We start from the raw sequence: 17,585 nt of genomic DNA, 5'->3' as shown, positions 1-17,585 counted from the left end.
CTCCTCCCGTTGCTCCGGGTATGTCTCCCGTCGCTTCTCGGCGATCACCAACGGCTGGCTGTCCGAGCAGGTCACGGTCTCGGACATGTACCCGACGACGCTGCGAATGCTCGCCACCCGCGTCATCGTCGGCGAGGTCCGCGGCGTGGAAGCGGTGGCGATGCTGGACGCGATGAGCTCCGGCGGCCGCGGCTCGATGTGCACGCTGCACGCCGACTCGCCCCGCCTGGTGCTGCCCCGGCTGACCCAGCTGTGCCGTCCCGCCGGGATGAGCCGCGAGGAGATCCACGAACTGATCGCCAACTCGGTGGACTTCATCGTCTACCTCCAGCAGGTCGACGAAACCGCCTTCGGGTGGTGGCCGGGCTGGTACAGCGCCTGGCGTCCCAGCGTCACGAGACGGTGCCCCGTGGTTGAGCGCACGCAGCAGCATGACCGTACGACGGACTCACCTTTACAGGGCATCCTTCGCAATGCGCTGGTGTCCCGGACCGCCCCCTAGCCGCCCGCCCCACACCCGGTGGCGCCCTCGGCGGGCAGCGTCCGGTCGGCACCCGCCGCGGGGCCGGCGGATCTGCCGGAGCTGGGGGCGGTGCCCGGAGTCCTGCCGGTGGAGTGGTCGGTCGTGCGGGCGCTGCAGGACGCGGTGTCCACCGACATCGTGGACGCGGACGCGAAGGACCCGCTGCTCACCGAGTCGGACCACAGCGAGCGGGCGGCCGCCCTGGTCTCCAAGCGTGTTCGGCCTGGTCGGTGGCACACGCCCAGAGCGCCGAACCGCTCACTGCCGCCCAGCTGGAGCAGCTGCGGCAGGCGGTGCTGGACGCCCTGTTCAAAGCGGGCCCGCTGCAGCGCTACCTCGATGACCCAGAGGTGAAGCACATCGTGGTCGACGGGGCGCGGACCATGGTCGACTACTTCAGCCGACCCACCGAGGAAGTCGGGCCGGTGGCCGCGACGAACGACGAGCTCGTCAGTCTGATCAACCGGCTCGCCCAGCGTTCGGGGCACGGCGAGCGCCAGCTGTCCCCGGCCACGCCGATGGTCCACTTCCGTCTTCCTGACCGCTCCCGTGCGGTGGCCACCACCTTGTCCGCCGACCCGTTCCTGGGTATCCGCCGTCACCGGGTGATGCAGGCCCGGCTCGAAGAGCTGATGCACCTGCAGATGATCAGTCCTGCCCTGGGGGCGTTCCTGCAGACGCTCGTGCTGGCGAAGAAGTCGCTGTTGATCGCGGGGAAGGTCGGCGCGGGCAAGACCACCCTGCTACGGGCCGCTGCCCGGGCCGTGCCTGCCGGGAAGCGGGTGGTCACCCTGGACGGCATGTCTCCCGTCGCTTCTCGGCGATCACCAACCAGAGGACGGGCAGGACTTTTCGGTCATCTGGTCGTCCACGCACACGTGCACCGTGAACGCGGCGTACGCCCGGGGCCGGGCGCGGCGGCAGTGCTGTTGCGTGCCCGGGCCGAGGCCGGTCTCGTACACCGCGGCCTACACCGGGTGCCGCCTGCGGTGGAGCGACTGGGAGAGGAGTTGCGGGTCATCACCAAGCTCGGCTTCGAGCCGTCCCGCGCTGACGCCGGCGCCCCCTGCCGCGTCCTCTCCGCCGGAACACCGGCGGAGAGGACGCGCGTGACCAGGCATGGTGGGCTGCCGTTGGGGCGCTGTTCGGTTGCCGTGTCGGTCAGGCGGGCACTACGGGCGTGGTCACTTTTTGCCGGATGCGTCGGGGGTGTTGAACACGGTCACCGTGATGCCTTTGGCCGCGTTCGCCGGTGTGAGGGCGTGCGGTCCGGTGACTGGTCTGCTGGGCTTGCGGTAACCCTCGGGTACGTCCCTCTCGCGCAGGTGGTAGGCGCCGAGCAGCAGTTCGGCGAAGGTGCACACGCCGTTGCGGTCGGTGGCGCAGGCCGGGCCGACGCGGGCGTCAGGGAGGGCGCCGATGGTCTGCAGACCGGAGCGGCCGTTGGCTTCGCGCCATAGCTCGAATACCGCGCCGGGCAGGCTCCACTTGGTCTGCGCGTCCTTCTTCCGGATCGTGATCTTTCCCAACATCGGCTTCGGTGCGGGGGTGGGCGTCGGTTCCGGCGTCGGGGTCGGTTCCGGCGTCGGACTGGGAGTGGGTACCGGCTCGGGCTTGGGCGTAGGTACCGGGGTGGGGGTGGGCACCGGAGCTGGGGTCGGTTCAGGTTCGGGGGTTGGGGTGGGGGTCGGTGTGGGCACTGGCTCGGGCTCGGGGGTAGGCACCGGAGTCGGCGTCGGTTCGGGCGTGGGCGTGGGCGTGGGGATGAGTTTGTTCAGGGCGTCGGCCCAGATCTTGGCCATCTTTTCGTAGCCCGTGATGTCCGGGTGGATGCGGTCGGGGATGTCTGCGGAGGTGAGTGCCCTGGACATGTCGACGTAGGTGAGCGGGAGCCCCTCCCCGGTCAGTTTCTCGGCCACGTCCTGTACGCCGGCGTTGTAGGTGTCGGTCGGCTCTTGCGGGCGGGCGGGGAGGGGGATGATCGAGGACAGCAGGATCTTGGCGTTGGGCGCCTGGCGGTGCACCTCGCGGATCAGCTTCTCCAGCCGGTCCGGGGCCCCCGCCCCCAGGCCGTACCGCATGTCGTTGGTGCCGATGTGCAGCAGGACGTAGTCCGGTGCCGCGTTGGCCACCAGGCTGTTTCGGGTGACGATGTCGTCGAGCATCTGGATCGTGTAGCCGGAGTAGCCCTCGTTGCGCATATCGGGCGCGCCCGCCCGGGATTTCGATCCGACGAACTCGATCTCGTGACCAGCCTCCTGGAGCAGGGGGAGCAGGGGTTTGCGGTAGCCGGTCCAGTCAGGGCCGCTTCCCCACCCTTCGGTGATGGAGTCGCCCAAGGGCAAGAGCCTGATGGGTTTGGCCGCCGATGCCGATCCGCTCTCCGCCCGGGGTTGCATCGCGGGCATGGCATGGGTGGACCCGGCCATCACAGCGAGGACGGCGAGGAAGGCAGCGACGCATGCGAGGAGCGCCCTCGCCCGCGGGAGTGCGAGACAACGACTTCTTCGTGGGTGGTGCGTGTTCTTCATGGATGTCTCACTTCCTTGCCCGCCCGTACGTGTGGAGGATGGTCGGCCGGAAGCACCTGCATCCGGTGCGAGAACACGGACAGTCGTGTCTCACCGCGAACGGTCGGAGACCGCCCCGGCTTCGGTCTCTCACAAGAAGGCGTCCCTCCGCACCGCGCAAGCCCGGGGGAAGCCAGGCACGGACCCACAGGAGGACGGTTTGCCCGGCAGCCCGTCAGCCAGGCCGCCGCAGGGAGGCTTGCCCGGCGCTGGGCGACCCGGTGGCGTGCTGGGCTGGTCGGGTGGCGGCTGCGCACCGACACCATGGTCGAGTGAACCGTTGGGGTCTGCTGCAGCCACCGGGTCACGCCTGATCCGCCGGACAGACCCTAGATCCTCTGCACCACGGAGGCCCGTGTGCTCGTCCTCACCCGCACAGCCCTGTCGTCCGCACCGGGGGACTTGACCTCGCCCCGGTGCGGCACCGACTGCCATGCGGGGCAGCGGCAGGGGGCAGGGGGCGGTCAGGCCGGGCCCCTGCGGAGGCTGGTCGGCCACGCAGCCTCCGCGCGGCTGCTCCGGTCCGTGACCGCTGTGGCCGCCATTGCTGCTGTGGCCACCGTTCGGTGAGCCGACGGTCCGCGGCTCGATCGGATGTACGTCCACGGTGTCGCCGGTGAACGCGTCCTGGGCCGCAGCCAATGATCCGGTGCCGGTGATCAGGTGCTCTTCGTGCTCACCTCGTGGGTGAGCACGAACCCGAGCGCGACCACCCACAGCAGTTGCAGCGGTCCCCGCGAGGAACGGGTCCGCGCCGTGCCGAAAGGCGACCGTTCCGTCATCACGCCGTCATCCTGTGCAGCAATTTCACGTTGACACCTCGTGACACACGTCCACCGCGGTCAGAGTTCGCGCCGGAAGGTGACCCGGTCCAAGGAGGGGCCGTCGTAGTCCGCGATGGGGGCGGAGGGGACGAAGCCGAGAGCCCGGTGGAAGGCGATGGAACGGTCGTTCTGCGGGGAGGTGATGGCCTTGACGCGGGTGCGGCCGTTGGCACGGGCCATGTCGAAGAACCGCTCGTAGAGGAAGCGGCCCAGCCCGGTACGTCGCCGGTCGGGGGCCACTCCGGTGAAGTGGATGTACGCCTCGTGCGGGTTGGAGGGGGAGAGGAAGCCGATGACGAAGCCCGCCAGCTCGCCGTCGTGCTCGGCCACCAGGCTGGTGTCGTAGAAGTGGTTCACGAACACCCGGGTCAGGTCGCGGGAGGCGGGTCGGCCCCACCAGTCGTCGACCACCGCGACGACGGTGTCGAAGTCCTGCGGCACCGCAGCGCGCGTCGTGAAGGGCTCCAGTGTGCGCACTTCCGGCGCGCCGAGCTTCCTGCGGAACGCCACCCGGTCCTGGCCCGGGCCGTCGTAGTCGCTGTGCACGGGGGTTCCCTCCACCGTGCGGTCACCCGTGTCCGGTTCGAAGCCCAGGGCCCGGTGGAAGGCGATGGATCCGGTGTTCTGCGGCGAGGTGATCGCGCGCACTTCGGTGCGTCCCGCCGCTGCCGCGCGTTCGAAGAAGGCGGTGTAGAGCCGACGGGCCACTCCCCGCTTGCGCAGTTCGGGGTCCACGCCGACGAAGTGGACGTACGCCTCGTGCGCGTGGTCGGCGGAGTGGAAGCCCACGAGGAACGCCCGGATCCCGCTCTCGTCCTCCAGGACCAGACTGGTGTGCGCGAAGTGCTGGAGGAACAGCCGGGGCAGCAGCAGCGAGAGCTCCCGCGCCTGTTCGGGGGTGCGGCTGTCGCCCCACCACTGCTGTACGCACCGCACGAGTGTCGGGTAGTCGGCCGTCCGGGCCGGGCGTACGTCCTGCATGTCATGCCTCTCTTTCGGAAGTCGTCGAAGTCGGGGCTGCGTCACTTCTGGGGCGGTGTGTCGCTGCCCTTGTCCCGGCCGCCGTCCGGGATCACCGGGAGGGTCACCTTCGAAGGGTGCGCGGCGTCGTGCAGCACCGTCTGCCGTGCGGTGCGCGTCCGGGTCGTCTCGCGCAGCGTGCTGCCGGTGTTGGGGTTCGGGTCGAACTGCGGGTAGTCGCTGGAGGAGATGTCGAGCCGGATCCGGTGGCCCTTCTTGAAGACGTTACTGGTCGGCCACACCTTGATGGTGTATCCGTATACCTTGCCCGGGACGATCGGCTTCGGATCGCTGAGCGACTCGCGGTAACTGGCGCGCAGGATGCCGCTGTTGAGGTTCACCGCCGTGTTGTCGGGGTGGACGTCAATCAGCTTGGCGGTCCAGTCGGTGTCCGGGGCCGTCGACCTGGCGTACAGCTTGACCGTGATGGGGCCCGTGACCTCGGTGTCCTTGGTCAGCGAGGTGCTCGTGTAGACGGCGACGTCGGGGCGCTGCTCGATCTGCTGCTGGTCGTAGGGGCCCTGGGTGCTGAGGGCCGCCGTGCAGCAGGAGTGTCCGCCGATGCTGGGCACCGGGTTGCGCGGGTCATAGGTGTACTCGTCGGGCGGGGTGTTCGCCGGGGGCGGGGCCGTGGACAGTGTGCCGTCCTGGGTGTTTCCTGCGGCGTGGCCGGTGCTGGAGAGGTAGTAGTCGCTCCAGCGGGTCTGCGGGAGCGGCCAGGAGGGCGCGGTGCGCCATCGGTTGGCGCCCATGACGAAGTAGTCCACGCCGTTCTTCTTGACGCCGTTGTCCTTGCCCTTGAGGTGGTGGTCCCACCAGGCGAGCATCATCTCGTTGACGGGGCTGTTGCCCGCCGGGCCGATCTGCTGGAGCAGCGGGGCGGGCCTGCTGTTCGGGCGGCCCCAGCCGGTGTGGTCCCAGGGGCCGATGACCAGCCGTTGGTTCGCGCGGGTCCCGGGCGAGCCGCCGCGCTCGGTCATGCCCTGGTAGTTCTGGATGGAGCCGTCCAGGAAGGCGTCGTACCAGCCCGCGTAGTTGAGGACAGGGATGTCGACCTTCTCGTAGTTCTCCTTGGGTGCCCACCGGCGCCAGTAGTCGTCGTAGGTGGGGTGCTTCAGCCAGTCGAAGAAGTACGGGGCGGCCTTCGGGTCGCCGGGGCGCAGGGCCGCCAGGCGGTTGTAGGGGGTGGTGGCCAGCCACTTGCTGACGTCCTTGTAGTCCCGGTTGACCTGGTGGTAGGTGTCCCAGTCGCCGCGGTTGGCGGCGGCGGAGGGGACGATCTTGCGCATGGCCCACGGGAGGACGAAGTTCAGCCGGAACGCGCCGCCTTCGTAGGTCCAGCCGTCGTAGTAGTCGGCGGAGGTCTTGTCGGGCACGATCGTCCTCAGGTGCGGCGGGCGTTCCTTGGCCGCCAGCCACTGGGTGGCGCCCACGTAGGAGGAGCCGTACATGCCCACCCTGCCGTTGGAGCCGGGGAGGCGGGCCGCCCATTCCACGCTGTCGTAGCCGTCGTCGGCCTCGTGGGCGAACTCGTAGAAGTCGCCGTCCGAGGCGTACTGGCCGCGGACGTCCTGCACCACGACGAGGTAGCAGTGCGAGGCGAACCACTGGGGTGACTGGTAGCTGGAGGGCTGGACCTCGGCCTCTTTCTTGTCGTACTGGGTCCGCATGAGGATGACCGGGACCTTCTCCTCGGTGCGCGGCCGGTAGACGTCCGCGCGCAGCACGGTGCCGTCCCGCATGCGCGCGCCGACGTCCTTGGTGCTGCCGACCTCGCACGGCCCCTTGCCGGTACTGGGGGGCCAGGTGCCGTCGTCGGGGGCCGGGCTCGCGGCGGCCGGGGAGGCGGTGTCCCGGGCGGCGGCTTCCGTGGAGGTGGTGTCCTGGGCGGCGGTTTCCGTAGAAGCGGTGTCCTGGGCGGCCTCGGCGCGGGTTTCGGAGGCGGTCAGGGCCAGTGGGCTCAGCGCCAGTGCGCAGGCCGTGGTGAGCACCAGCGCGGTCCTTCGGGGCTTGCCTGCGCTCCGGTTCACCGTCCGGCCTCCCCGCTCGTAGCGGCGTCGCCGCCCGGGCCGCCGCTCCCGTGCAGCAGGTCGGGGCCGATGTCCGCGATCTTCGCGCAGCCGGTCAGGCCCATCGTCAGGTCGAAGTCCGCGAGCAGGCCGCGTACGACGTGCTCGATGCCCGCGGCGCCGCCCAGGGCCAGGCCGTAGACGTACGGGCGGCCCAGGAGCACGGCCCGTGCGCCCAGGGCGAGCGCCTTGAACACGTCGGAGCCGCCGCGGATGCCGGAGTCGAAGAGCACCTCCGTCTCGGCGCCGACCTCCGCGACCACGTCGACCAGCGCGTCCAGGGCGGCCACCGCCCCGTCCACCTGCCGTCCGCCGTGGTTGGAGACCACGATGCCGTCCATGCCCGCCCGTACCGCCCGGCGCGCGTCCTGCGGGTGCACGATGCCCTTCAGCACGATCGGCCCGTCCCAGTGCTCCCGGAGGAAGCCCAGCTCGTCCCAGGTGTGCGCCTTGCCGCTGAAGATCGGCAGCCACTGCATCGCCGCGCCCTGCGGGTCCTCCTCGACGGGCCGCTCCAGGCGGGAGCGGAAGACCGGGTCGGACAGCGGGATGGCCACTCCGCCGCCGCGCAGGAACGGCAGGTACGCCTGGTCCAGGTCGTGCGGGCGCCAGGCGAGCTGCCAGGTGTCCAGCGTGACGACCAGGACCGTGTACCCGGCCGCGCGGGCGCGCCCCAGGATGCTGGCGGTCACCTCGTCGTCGTGCGGCCAGTACAGCTGAAACCAGCGCTGTCCTTCGGCCCCGTTGGCCTCGGCGACCTCTTCGATGGTGTGCGAGGACGCGGTGCTCAGCGCCATCGGCAGGCCGGTGGCGGCGGCCGCGCGCGCGGTGGCCAGCTCGCCGTCCGGGTGGACCAGGGACTGCACGCCGATCGGGGCGAGTACGAGGGGGGCGGCCAGCTCTTCGCCCAGCACGGTGGTGCGCAGGTCCCGGGCGGTGGCGTCGCGCAGCATCCGCGGCACGATGCGGTGCCGGTCGAAGGCGGCGCGGTTGGCGCGGGCCGTGGCGCCGGAGCCGGCAGCTCCGGCGATGTACCAGTACTCCTTGGGGCCGATGCGTTCGCGGGCCACGTCCTCCAGGGCGCTGAAGTCGGTCGTGAAGGGCGGGATCTCGTCCTGGAGCCCCCTCGTGTAAATCTGGAACTGGTAGTCGGCGTAGCCGCGTTCCGGTGCGGTCATGTGCTGAGGTGCCCCTTCCGTTCGTCCTGCTGGCGGGTCCGGGTGGCGGACCGCGCCGTTCGCGCGTGCGCTACCTTTCGCCCGTGGCCGGTCGGCGGTGCGCCCGCTCACGGCCCGGTCAGCTGCCGCAGGGTGCTGCGGTAGGCCGCGGCCAGCCCTTCCAGGAAGGCGGCGGACACCCGGCCGGGACGGCCCGCGAGGACCACCTCGGCGCCGCCCGCTCCGTCGGGCCACACCTCCGCCTCCAGCTCGTGCACCGCCCGGGGTTCGGGCTCGCGCACTGTCTCGGTCGTACAGCCCTCCAGGACCAGGTGCCCCGGCGCGGCCTCCTGGAGCGCGAACATCGTCTGGAAGAGCGGGTGGCGGGACCGGTCGCGCGTCGGGTCCGCGGCCAGCCGGACCACCTCCTCGAACGGCACGTCCTGGGCGGCCAGTGCGGCCTGGATGCCCTCAAGGAGCCGGGGCAGCGCACCCGTTGTGCCGTCGCACGCCGGACGCATGCGGAAGCAGACGACGTCGATGAGGCAGCCGACGGCGTCGGCCGTGTCCGGGTGGTAGCGCTTGGCCACGGGTGCGCCCACCGCCAGGTCGCGTTGCCCGGTCTGCGAACCGAGGGCCTCGACGTAGGCCGCCAGCAGCACCGCGAACCGGGTGCTGCTGGCGCGCCTGGCCCGCTCCTCCAGCGCCGTGTACTCGGTGGCCGGGAGGGAGAAGCGGGCCGAGGGGGCCGTCTCGGCCGGGGAGAGCGTCGGGGCCTCGCCGTCCGGGAGTGCCTCGACGGGCGGCAGGTCCAGCGGCGGCAGTCCGGTCAACTCCGCTTTCCAGAAGGCGTGTTGGGCCTCCAGTGTGGCCTCGTTCACCTGGGAGCGGTGGCCCGCCAGGACGGCCGCGAGGGGTACGGGGCGCGTGGTGCGGGGCGCGCTGTCGTGAAGCCTGGCCGCGTAGGCCGCCGACAGGTCGTCGGCCAGCGGCCGTGCGGAGCCGCCATCGAAGGCGATGTGGTGCACCACGACGCCCAGCAGCCAGCCGTCTCCCTTCAACGGCGCCACCGCACACCGCCAGTTGGCCCCGGCGCCGATGTCCAGCGGCAGGTCGAGGGTGGCGCGCAGGGCAGCGAGGGCAGCCGCGTGATCCGGGGCCGGGTCCAGGACGTGTACGTCCACGGAGGTGGGCGGCCCGTCCAGCACCGCCACCGGGCGGCGGTCGAAGACGTAGCGGGCGTGCAGCGACTGGTGGCGCCGGTGCACGTCGTCCGCCGCCGCCCGGAACACCCGCGGGTCGAAGTCGCCGGTCACCCGCCACAGGAGGACGCAGTGCGCCGAGGTGCCGGCCGGGTCGAGCTGCTGCTCGAACAGGAAGCCGCTCTGCACGGGGAGCAGTTCCAGCGGGCCCGTGTGCGCGGGCTCCCCCGGCGCCCCTTCTCCTGGCGTCGCCGCGGGCTCCTTCTGCCGCGCCTCGATCCAGTGCGCGAGTGCGTCCACGGTCGGGTCCGCAACCAGGACGGAGGCCGGTACGGGGAAACCCGTGCGAGCGCCGATGCGGACACACAGCCGGGCGCCGTCCAGCGAGGTGCCGCCCAGCTCGAAGAACGAGGTGTCGCGGGGGACCTCGTCCGGGGCCGTGCGCAGGATCTCCGCGAAGGCGGCGGCCACCTGGCCCGCCGCAGGACCGGTTTCGGGGGCGGTGGGCGGGTGTGCGGCGGTGCGCGGCCGGACCGCTTCCGTGCGCGCCATGACGGTCGCCAGCAGCGCGGCGGTGTCGAGCTTCCCCGTCTCGGTCAGCGGGAAGGCGTCCACGGCGGCCAGCGCCCGTGGCACCAGGTACTCCGGGAGCTGCCCGGCGAGGGCTTCGCGCACCGTCTCCTCGGGGACCTGGCCCGCGTCCTCGCGCACCGTGTACGCGGCGGCCAGCCCCACACAGCCGCCGTCCGCCATCTGCGGGACGACCACGCAGCGGAGCACCCCCGGCACCCGGGCCGCCCTGGCCTCCACCTCGCCCGGCTCGATGCGGTGTCCGCGCACCTTGATCTGGCGGTCGCGGCGGCCCGCGTAGTGCAGCGTCCCGTCGGCGGAGTGGAAGCCCAGGTCGCCGGTGCGGTAGATCCGGCGTGCGGTGCCGTCGTACGCGGTGATCTCGGCGAAGCCGCGGGCGGTCTGTTCGGGGTCGGCGAGATAGCCGCGGGCCAGTCCTGCGCCCGCGACACAGATCTCACCGGTGGCGCCCGGCCCGACCGGCCTCAACTCCTCGTCCAGGACGAACACTTCGGTGCGGCCGACCGGTCGACCCACCGGGATCTGCGCTCCGGGGGCCCCGTCGACGTCGGCGGCCGAGATGCGGTGGGTGGTGGCGAAGACCGTGGTCTCGACGGGTCCGTAGCCGTTCACCAGGGCGATACGGGGGTGTGCCCGCAGGAAGCGGCGGACGTGGTCGGGCGAGAGGCGTTCGCCGCCCACCATGAGCTGCCGCAGCCCCTGGAAGCAGCCCGGGTCCTCCTCCACGAACAGGTGGAAGAGCGAGGCGGTGAGCCACAGTGTGTTCACGCCCGCCCGGCGCACCAGGTCGCGCAGGCCGTCCGCCGTCAGGTAGGGCTCGTCCACCAGCACGGACGTACCGCCGTTCAGCAGCGCTCCCCACAGTTCCAGGCAGGCGCCGTCCCAGGGCAGCGGGGCGGCCTGCGGCCAGACCGTGCCGGGGCCGAGGTCTGCGAAGGGGGCCGTCGGCCCCGGCTTCGGCCCCGGCCCCGTCGTCGGCGGTTTCGTCGACCCCGGCCTGGGCTCGGCCGTCGGCCCCGGCTTCGGCTCCGTCGTCGGCACCGGCTTCGGGCCCATCGGCCGGAACAGCCGTACCGTTCCCGCGTGCGGGGAGAGCACGCCCTTGGGGCGGCCGGTGCTGCCCGAGGTGAAGAAGACGCAGCAGGTATCCGTCTCCTGTACGGATACGGGCGCGAGGGGCGCGGCGGGACAGGTGGCGGCGGCTTCGGCGAGATCCGTGGCGGGGGTCCACACCGGGACCTGCGGGCCGCTCGCGTCCCCGGCCACGGGTGCGTGCGCCGGGTCCGCGGCGATCAGCGGGGCGTTCGCCTGCCGCGTCAGTTCGCTGATCCGGGCCGGGGGCCAGCGAGGGTCCAGGGCGGCGTAGGCGGCGCCGAGTTTGAGGACGGCCAGGAGCGTCGCCACGCACTGCGGGGAGCGCGGCATCAGCACCGGCACGATGTCCCCTGCGCGTACGCCCGCGGCGGCGAGCGAGGCCGCGTAGGCGTCGGAGGCCCGGTCCAGGGTCCGGTAGCTCACGGTCCGCTCCCGGTGGAGCAGGGCGGTGGCCTGCGGGTGTTCCGCTGCCCGCCGCCGGAAGACCTCGTGCACCAGTGTCATCACACACCTCCGGATCCCAGCCGCTGCGGCCGGTCGTCGTTCAGGTACTGATCGCTGTTCCCGAGTGCGCCGGGCACGGTCGGGTTCCCGGGGGCGCCCGGTACCGCCGGGGCTTCCAGGACGTCCGGCACGGCCGGGTCCTCGAAGGCGAGCGGTACCGCGGGCCGTGCGCCGTCCTCCGGCGGGCCGGGCCGCCCCCATCGCAGCGCCGCCCCGATGCACGCCAGGCAGCCCGCGCCCATGACCACGGACAGCAGCCAGGGCTGTCCGCCGGTGAGCAGCCAGCCTCCCAGCAGCGGGCCCAGGATCACGCCCGTGGACATGGCCGCGGAGTAGGCGCCGTTGTACCGGCCGCGCACCCGGTCGTCGGCGAGGGTGTTGACCAGGGTGGGCAGCGCCACGGCCAGCAGTGCCTCCCCGACCGCGAACACCGCCAGCGCGGCGATCGTCAGCGTGGCCTGCGCCGCCGTGCCGTCGCTCGTGGTGGCCAGCAGGAGGAGCAGCCAGCACCCGGCCCAGCTGCCGGAGGTCCCGGCGAGCAGGACGGCGGGCCTGGACCGGGAGATCCGGGTCACCGCCGTGAACTGGATCAGCACGACGCAGCACGTGTTGGCCACGAACGCCCACGCCATGATCCGGGCGTCCATGCCGCCCACCGCCACCAGCCCCGGAATGCTGGACTCCAGCTGTCCGTACCCCACCACCATCAGGACGACCGTGAGGGCCAGTACCTTGAGCAGCGCGCGGTCCTTGAGGACGACGCCGTAGCCGCGGGACCCTGAACCGGGCTCCGCCCCGGCCACCGCCGTCCCCTTCGGCTGCCGTCCCAGCGCGAGGACGAGGGCGGCTCCGGCCAGTACGAAGGACAACGCGTCGCAGAAGTACAGCAGTTGGAAACGGGCCGGATCCGCGGTGGAGGCGAGGAGCCCGCCGAGTACGCCGCCGATTCCCACGCCCGCGTTGAGCCCGACGAACTGCAGCCCGAAGGCGGTGGAGCGGGTCTCGCCCTCCGTGCTCCGGGCGATGGCGGTGCTCCACACGGAGAGCATCGCTCCGTACGCCAGTCCGTAGACCAGCCCGGCGAGCACCGCACCCCAGACCTCGGTGACCAGGGCGAAGGAGGCGGTGCCCAGGGCCGCGGCACCCATCGCCGCGGCGGCCGTGCCGCGCAGCGAGTGGTTGTCGGCCAGCCGTCCGGCCAGCAGGCCGCCCAGCAGTGAGGCCACCGCGATCACCGAGATGACTGCGGTGGCGGTGCCCACGGGCAGCCCGCGCACCCGGGTCAGGTACAGGACCAGAAAGGGCTGGACCAGCCCGGTGCCCACCGAACTGATCACGTTGGCACCCATCACCGCCCGGGTGCGCAAGGGGAGTTGCCGCAGCGCGGCAACCGACTGGATCTTCACGGCCGGGCGGCCTCCAGGTCTCCGGGCCCCGCGGCCTTCACCGCGGCACCGACGGCCCGCAGCGAGGCGTCGACCAGCAGTGCGCTCAGGGCGACCGGGGCGTCGAACTCCTCGCGCAGCCTCTGCACCAGGTTCATCGCCTGGAGGGACGTGCCGCCCAGGCCGAAGAAGTCGTCCTCGGGGCCGAGGTCCTTCTCGGTGTTCAGGTCCAGGATCTCCCGCCAGATTCCGGCGACCCTCTGCTCTACCGTCGGCATGCGTTCGTTCCTCCAGGGGGCGTCACGGGTCGTAGCAGTACCGCGGCGACGTGCGCCGCGCTCGACCCCAGAAGTACGACGGGGGACGACGAGTCGCCCCCGGCCGTACGGTCGGCGAGATTGATCAGTGGGTCGCTGCCCAGACAGTGCGCGGTGCGCGGGACGTTGTCCAGGTACAGCTGCTGTTCGGTGATTCCGGCCTCGCCCAGGAACATCCGCAGGGTGTCCCTGGAGAGGTTGCTGGGCAGCACTGCGCCAGCTCCCAGTTCTCGGGCGGTCAGCCCCGTGGTCTCCCACAGGTCGGCGAACACCCCTTGGTAGGAAGCGAGTTGAGCGGCCAAGCGGCGTCCTGGCGCTACCGGCTCGAAGGTTTCGTGGGCGATCCGGCGGGCTCCGCCGAGCATCTCCCAGCCGTGCCGCCGTGCCGAGACCACGGCAGCAGCGGCCCCGTCGCCCGCGACCGCCGTGCCGCCCAGCACCACCCTGCCGCCCGGCAGTACCGTGCGCACCAGGTCGCCGGAGACCACCAGGACCGTGCCGGAGGTGCCGGACCTCACCAGGGACGCCGCGACGTCGAGTGCGGCGACGGCGGTGGAGCAGTCGGCCAGGCCCAGCATCAACGGGTAGGCGCGGCGCAGCCCGAGGCCGCCCAGCAGCTCCATGACGGCCTGCCGGGACGGGCCGCCGGACGGGTGAGCGGAGGGACCGGCGGCAGGCCGGCCCGGCGGGCCGTCGGCGGACAGCGACTCGGTGGCGAGCAGCACGGTGTCCACGGCCGCCGGGTCCGTCCCGGCAGCCTCCAGGGCTCCTCGTGCGGCCGGGCCGATAAGGCCGAGGACGTCGCCCTCGGCCTCCCGGTACTCGACGAAGCCGGTGGCGGGGTCGGGTGGCCCGGCCGCGTACTCGGGGAGTTCGGCGACCTTTCTGCGGATGGCGCCCAACTGCGCGGCGCAGCCGTGCACATAGGCCGCCGTCGCGGCGCTCACCCCACTCCCTCCCCGTCCGGTCCCACCGCGGGCAGCGGGCGTGCGCCCAGCAGTACGGCCGCCAGGTGGGAGATGCCCGCGCCGAGGAGGACCAGCCGGTCCTCGGCGCGGTCCTCCGCCGCCGGTCCGCCGGTCTTCGCCTCCGCGAGCCGGTCGGCGAGGTTGATCAGCGGGTCGCTGCCCAGGCAGTGCGCGATCCGGCCGACGTTGCCCAGGGCCAGCGCGGCGCTGCCGTAGCCGACGTCGGAGAGGTAGGTCTCCAGCACGTTGCGCGCGAAGTTGCTGGACAGGACGGCCCGTACCTCGTCGGGCCGGAAGGGGTGGCGGTGCTCCAGGCGGGTGAACAGTTCGCGGTACGCGGCGATCCTGGCCGCCAGTTGCTGCCGCGGGGACTGCCCCTGGGCGGGGCCCTGGGCCGCGTGGTGGGCCATGCCCAGCACCGGCAGCCCGGCCGCGGTGGCCGACACCAGGGCGGTGGCCGCGGCGTCGCTCGCGATGGCCGCACCGCCCGCGACGATCCGTTCGCCGCCGGTGGCATGGTCGGCCAGGTCGCCGGAGACGACCAGGACGTGGCGGGCGCTTCCGTCCCTGACCAGGGAGGCCGCGGTGCCCACGGCGGCCATGGCGGTGGCACAGTCCATCAGGCCGAGCGTGCTCGCGGTGGCCCGGGACAGCCCGGCCTCCGCGAGCAGTTCGGCGACGTCCCGGTGGGCGGTGCGGTCGCGCGGCAGCGAGTCGGTGGCCAGCAGCACCAGGTCGACCTCGTCGCCCGGCACTCCGGCCTCGCCCAGGGTGCGCTGGGCGGCGGCCGCCATCAGCTCCCCCACCGGCGCGTCCGACCAGCGGTAGGTGTCGAACCCGGCGGCGGACGAGGTCAGTTCGGCCGCCGCCTCGGGGTCGGCGAGCAGTTCAGGGAGCTCGGTGACCGGGTCGGCGTACTCGCCCAGTTCGTAGGCGGGGGCGCTCAGCCGTGCGGTGATCACTCCTGGCCCCCGTCGCCGTCCGGCGCCCCGGCCGACGCCTCGGCCAGTGCGGTGAACCGCTCGGCGAGGCGGCGTGCGGTGGCCTCGTCGTACAGTTCCTCGTCGTACTCCAGCCAGCCCCGCGTGCCGTCCGGGCCCGGGTAGACGGCCAGGGTCAGGTCGAAGCGGGTGGTGCCCTTGTCCAGGTCGAGGGTGTCCGCGCGAGCGCCCTGGATCTCCCGGCCGCCCTCCCCGAGGTTGTCGAAGACGAAGACCGCGTCCAGGAGGGGGTGGGTGCCCGGCACCCGGGGGCGCTCCGCGTCCGCAGCGATCAGCTCGCCCGGGTGAGCGGCGTGCTTCAGTGCGGCCCTGGTGGCCGTACGGACGGCGCGGGTACGGGCGCGGTGCGAGCCGTCGCCCGCCTCCCGCAGCCGCACCGGCAGCACGTTGAGCAGGTAGCCGACCGTCTCGGACGTGTCGGGCCGGTCGCGGCCCGCGGTGAACGTGCCGAGCAGCACGTCCTGGCGTCCGCCGAACTCGGCCAGCGCGGCCCAGGCCACGGCCAGCCACCCGGTGTACGCGGTGGCCGCCTCGCGCTGCGCCGCCGCGGCGATCGCCTCGGTGACGGCGCGGGACACCGCGAACTCCACCCGTCCGCCCCGGCGTTGGGTCCCTTCGGCGGGGCGCGGCCGGTCGGTGGGCAGCGGCGGCGGCGCGTCGGCCGCCTCACCGGCCCAGTACGCGGCGGCCTCCCGGCCCGCCGGGCCTTCGAGCCACTTCCCCTGTTCCCTGGCGAAGCCGCTGAAGGCGGGCGCGGCGGCGGGCGCGGTGTCCTCGGGGCGGGCCAGCTCGTCCAGCAGCAGTTCGAAGGACCACGCGTCGAAGACCAGGTTGTGCACCACGACCAGCAGCCAGGACTCGTCGGGCGTCGGCCCCTCGGCGAGGGTGACCCGCAGCAGCGGTCCCGCCGTCAGGTCGAACGGCTCGGCGGCCAGCTCCAGGGCCAGCCGGTGCGCCTCGTCGGCTCCGGTGACGCGGGTGCGGGCCAGCCGGGGCGGCAGGTGCTCGTGGACCACGGGCCTGATGCCGCTGCCGTGCTCGTCGAAAGTGGTCCGCAACGCCTCGTGCCGGTCCGCGAAGCCGCGGACGCGCCCGGCGAGCAGGTCGAGCTCCACGGGGCCGCCGGTGAGGTGCACGGCCTGGCAGACCACGTCCACCGCGCTGCCCGGCAGCCGCTGCTGGGTCTGCCACAGCCGGTGCTGACCCGGGGTCAACTGGGCCTGTGCGTACGGTACTTGGCGGCTGACTCGGTCGCGCAGGCGGGCCCGCTGGCCGGGGGTGAGGGCGGCGATCCGGGCGGCGAGGCCGGCCCGGGAGGGGGCGGCGGTCATGCGTAGCGCCTCCGGAGCTCGTTGAGGTGGCTGAGGCTCTGTACGACGAGGTCCTCGTCGACCCCGAAGTCGATCAGGCAGGCGACCTCGTTGACGCCCATGCCGGCGAAGCGGTCGACCACGGCCGCGCAGGAATCCGGGGTGCCGAGCAGCGCACCCTTCTCGAAGTACTTGTCGAAGGCGAACCTGATCAGTTCGTCCTGGTCGTCGGAGGAAATGTCGCGGACGCCCGCGCCCGGTGCGAGGTTCTTCTTCTGCGAGTCGATGACGGTGAAGAAGGAGCGCAGGTAGTCGCTGAAGGGCGGCCAGACGGTCTCCCTGACCTCCTCCAGGTCGGTGCCGATGAAGGTGTGCAGCATCAGCGTGACCGTGGTGCTCTCCGGGTCGTGCCCGTAGTCCTCCAGGGTCTTGTAGTAGAGGGCGAGCTTCTCCTCCAGTTCCTCGTTGGTCATGTCGATGAGCGCGGTCAGTACGTTGCAGCCGAGGCGGCCGGCCGTCTCGAAGGTCTCCGGGCTCTTGGTGCAGGTGAGCCAGATGGGGAGTTCGGGCTGGACGGGCTGCGGGTGCAGCTCCACCTCCACGTGGTTACCCAGGCCGTCCTGCACGTAGACCGGTGCACCCTCCCACAGCTCGCGGATGGCGCCCACGGCGTCGAAGGTGCGCTGCCTGCGGTCGGTCCAGCCGTCCGGCCTGATCGCGAAGTCCAGCGGGCTGAAGCCGGTGGCCAGGGCGATTCCGGCGCGTCCACGGGAGAGGTTGTCGACCACCGCCCACTCCTCCGCGACCCGGATCGGGCTGTGCAGCGGCAGGATGACGCTGCCCGCCCTGATCTGCAGGCGCTGGGTGTGCATGGCCAGGGCGGCGCCGAGCACCGAGGGGTTGGGGTAGAGGCCGCCGAACCGGTGGAAGTGCCGCTCCGGGGTCCAGATCGCGGTGAAGCCGTTCTCGTCGGCGTAGCGGGCCGCGTCGAGTACGAAACGGTATTTGTTCTTCTCGTCCCCGGAGAAGAAGATCAAGCTGAAGTCCAC

Annotated in this window: 14 protein-coding genes; 1 reads left to right on the top strand and 13 read right to left on the bottom strand. The window is 72.4% G+C overall.

Going from position 1 to position 17,585, the window contains the following annotated elements:
* Nucleotides 1–43: 43 nt before the first annotated feature.
* A complete protein-coding gene (locus OG897_RS31250) occupies nt 44–502 on the top strand; it encodes an ATPase, T2SS/T4P/T4SS family (RefSeq protein ID WP_323188132.1) in 459 nt (152 codons plus the stop codon).
* On the opposite strand, the gene OG897_RS31245 is transcribed toward OG897_RS31250, so the two are convergent.
* The 13 genes from OG897_RS31245 to OG897_RS31185 form a co-directional block, all read right to left on the bottom strand.
* On the bottom strand, nt 499–1,050 hold the full coding sequence (locus OG897_RS31245; RefSeq protein WP_266662058.1) for a hypothetical protein: 552 nt from the start codon (nt 1,048–1,050) through the stop codon (nt 499–501). The two genes, OG897_RS31250 and OG897_RS31245, sit on opposite strands and share 4 nt — an antisense overlap.
* 657 nt (nt 1,051–1,707) lie before the next feature.
* A complete protein-coding gene (locus OG897_RS31240) occupies nt 1,708–2,862 on the bottom strand; it encodes a GDSL-type esterase/lipase family protein (protein ID WP_266662056.1) in 1,155 nt (384 codons plus the stop codon).
* A gap of 890 nt (nt 2,863–3,752) precedes the next feature.
* On the bottom strand, nt 3,753–3,878 hold the full coding sequence (locus tag OG897_RS31235; RefSeq protein ID WP_266662054.1) for a hypothetical protein: 126 nt from the start codon (nt 3,876–3,878) through the stop codon (nt 3,753–3,755).
* Nucleotides 3,879–3,935: 57 nt separating this feature from the next.
* On the bottom strand, nt 3,936–4,943 hold the full coding sequence (locus OG897_RS31230) for a GNAT family N-acetyltransferase (RefSeq protein WP_266662052.1): 1,008 nt from the start codon (nt 4,941–4,943) through the stop codon (nt 3,936–3,938).
* Nucleotides 4,940–6,967, bottom strand: coding sequence for a CocE/NonD family hydrolase (locus tag OG897_RS31225; protein ID WP_266662051.1), 2,028 nt, complete (start codon nt 6,965–6,967; stop codon nt 4,940–4,942). The genes OG897_RS31230 and OG897_RS31225 overlap by 4 nt, the downstream gene beginning before the upstream one ends.
* Nucleotides 6,964–8,184 carry an alpha-hydroxy-acid oxidizing protein gene (locus tag OG897_RS31220; protein ID WP_266662050.1) on the bottom strand — a complete coding sequence of 407 codons (1,221 nt, stop codon included), beginning with the start codon at nt 8,182–8,184 and terminating at the stop codon, nt 6,964–6,966. The genes OG897_RS31225 and OG897_RS31220 overlap by 4 nt, the downstream gene beginning before the upstream one ends.
* Nucleotides 8,185–8,291: 107 nt before the next feature.
* Nucleotides 8,292–11,555 carry an AMP-binding protein gene (locus OG897_RS31215; protein WP_266662049.1) on the bottom strand — a complete coding sequence of 1,088 codons (3,264 nt, stop codon included), beginning with the start codon at nt 11,553–11,555 and terminating at the stop codon, nt 8,292–8,294.
* Nucleotides 11,555–12,961, bottom strand: coding sequence for an MFS transporter (locus tag OG897_RS31210; protein ID WP_266662048.1), 1,407 nt, complete (start codon nt 12,959–12,961; stop codon nt 11,555–11,557). The genes OG897_RS31215 and OG897_RS31210 overlap by 1 nt, the downstream gene beginning before the upstream one ends.
* Nucleotides 12,958–13,218: an acyl carrier protein gene (locus OG897_RS31205; protein WP_266662046.1), complete on the bottom strand. Its 261-nt coding sequence runs from the start codon at nt 13,216–13,218 to the stop codon at nt 12,958–12,960. Before OG897_RS31205 ends, OG897_RS31210 begins: the two co-directional genes overlap by 4 nt.
* Nucleotides 13,206–14,204 (bottom strand): acyl carrier protein, encoded by a 999-nt coding sequence (locus OG897_RS31200; protein WP_266662044.1) that lies wholly within the window; start codon nt 14,202–14,204, stop codon nt 13,206–13,208. The genes OG897_RS31205 and OG897_RS31200 overlap by 13 nt, the downstream gene beginning before the upstream one ends.
* Entirely contained in the window at nt 14,201–15,187 is a 987-nt protein-coding gene (locus tag OG897_RS31195; RefSeq protein WP_266662042.1) for an acyl carrier protein, read from the bottom strand. Before OG897_RS31195 ends, OG897_RS31200 begins: the two co-directional genes overlap by 4 nt.
* Nucleotides 15,184–16,557, bottom strand: coding sequence for a condensation domain-containing protein (locus OG897_RS31190; protein ID WP_266662040.1), 1,374 nt, complete (start codon nt 16,555–16,557; stop codon nt 15,184–15,186). Before OG897_RS31190 ends, OG897_RS31195 begins: the two co-directional genes overlap by 4 nt.
* Nucleotides 16,554–17,585 (bottom strand): MupA/Atu3671 family FMN-dependent luciferase-like monooxygenase, encoded by a 1,032-nt coding sequence (locus OG897_RS31185; protein ID WP_266662038.1) that lies wholly within the window; start codon nt 17,583–17,585, stop codon nt 16,554–16,556. The genes OG897_RS31190 and OG897_RS31185 overlap by 4 nt, the downstream gene beginning before the upstream one ends.

This window comes from Streptomyces sp. NBC_00237 (assembly GCF_026342435.1).
Classification (GTDB): Bacteria; Actinomycetota; Actinomycetes; order Streptomycetales; family Streptomycetaceae; genus Streptomyces.
Note: the sequence above shows the minus strand (reverse complement) of the source record. Positions and strands in the feature narration are given on the sequence as shown.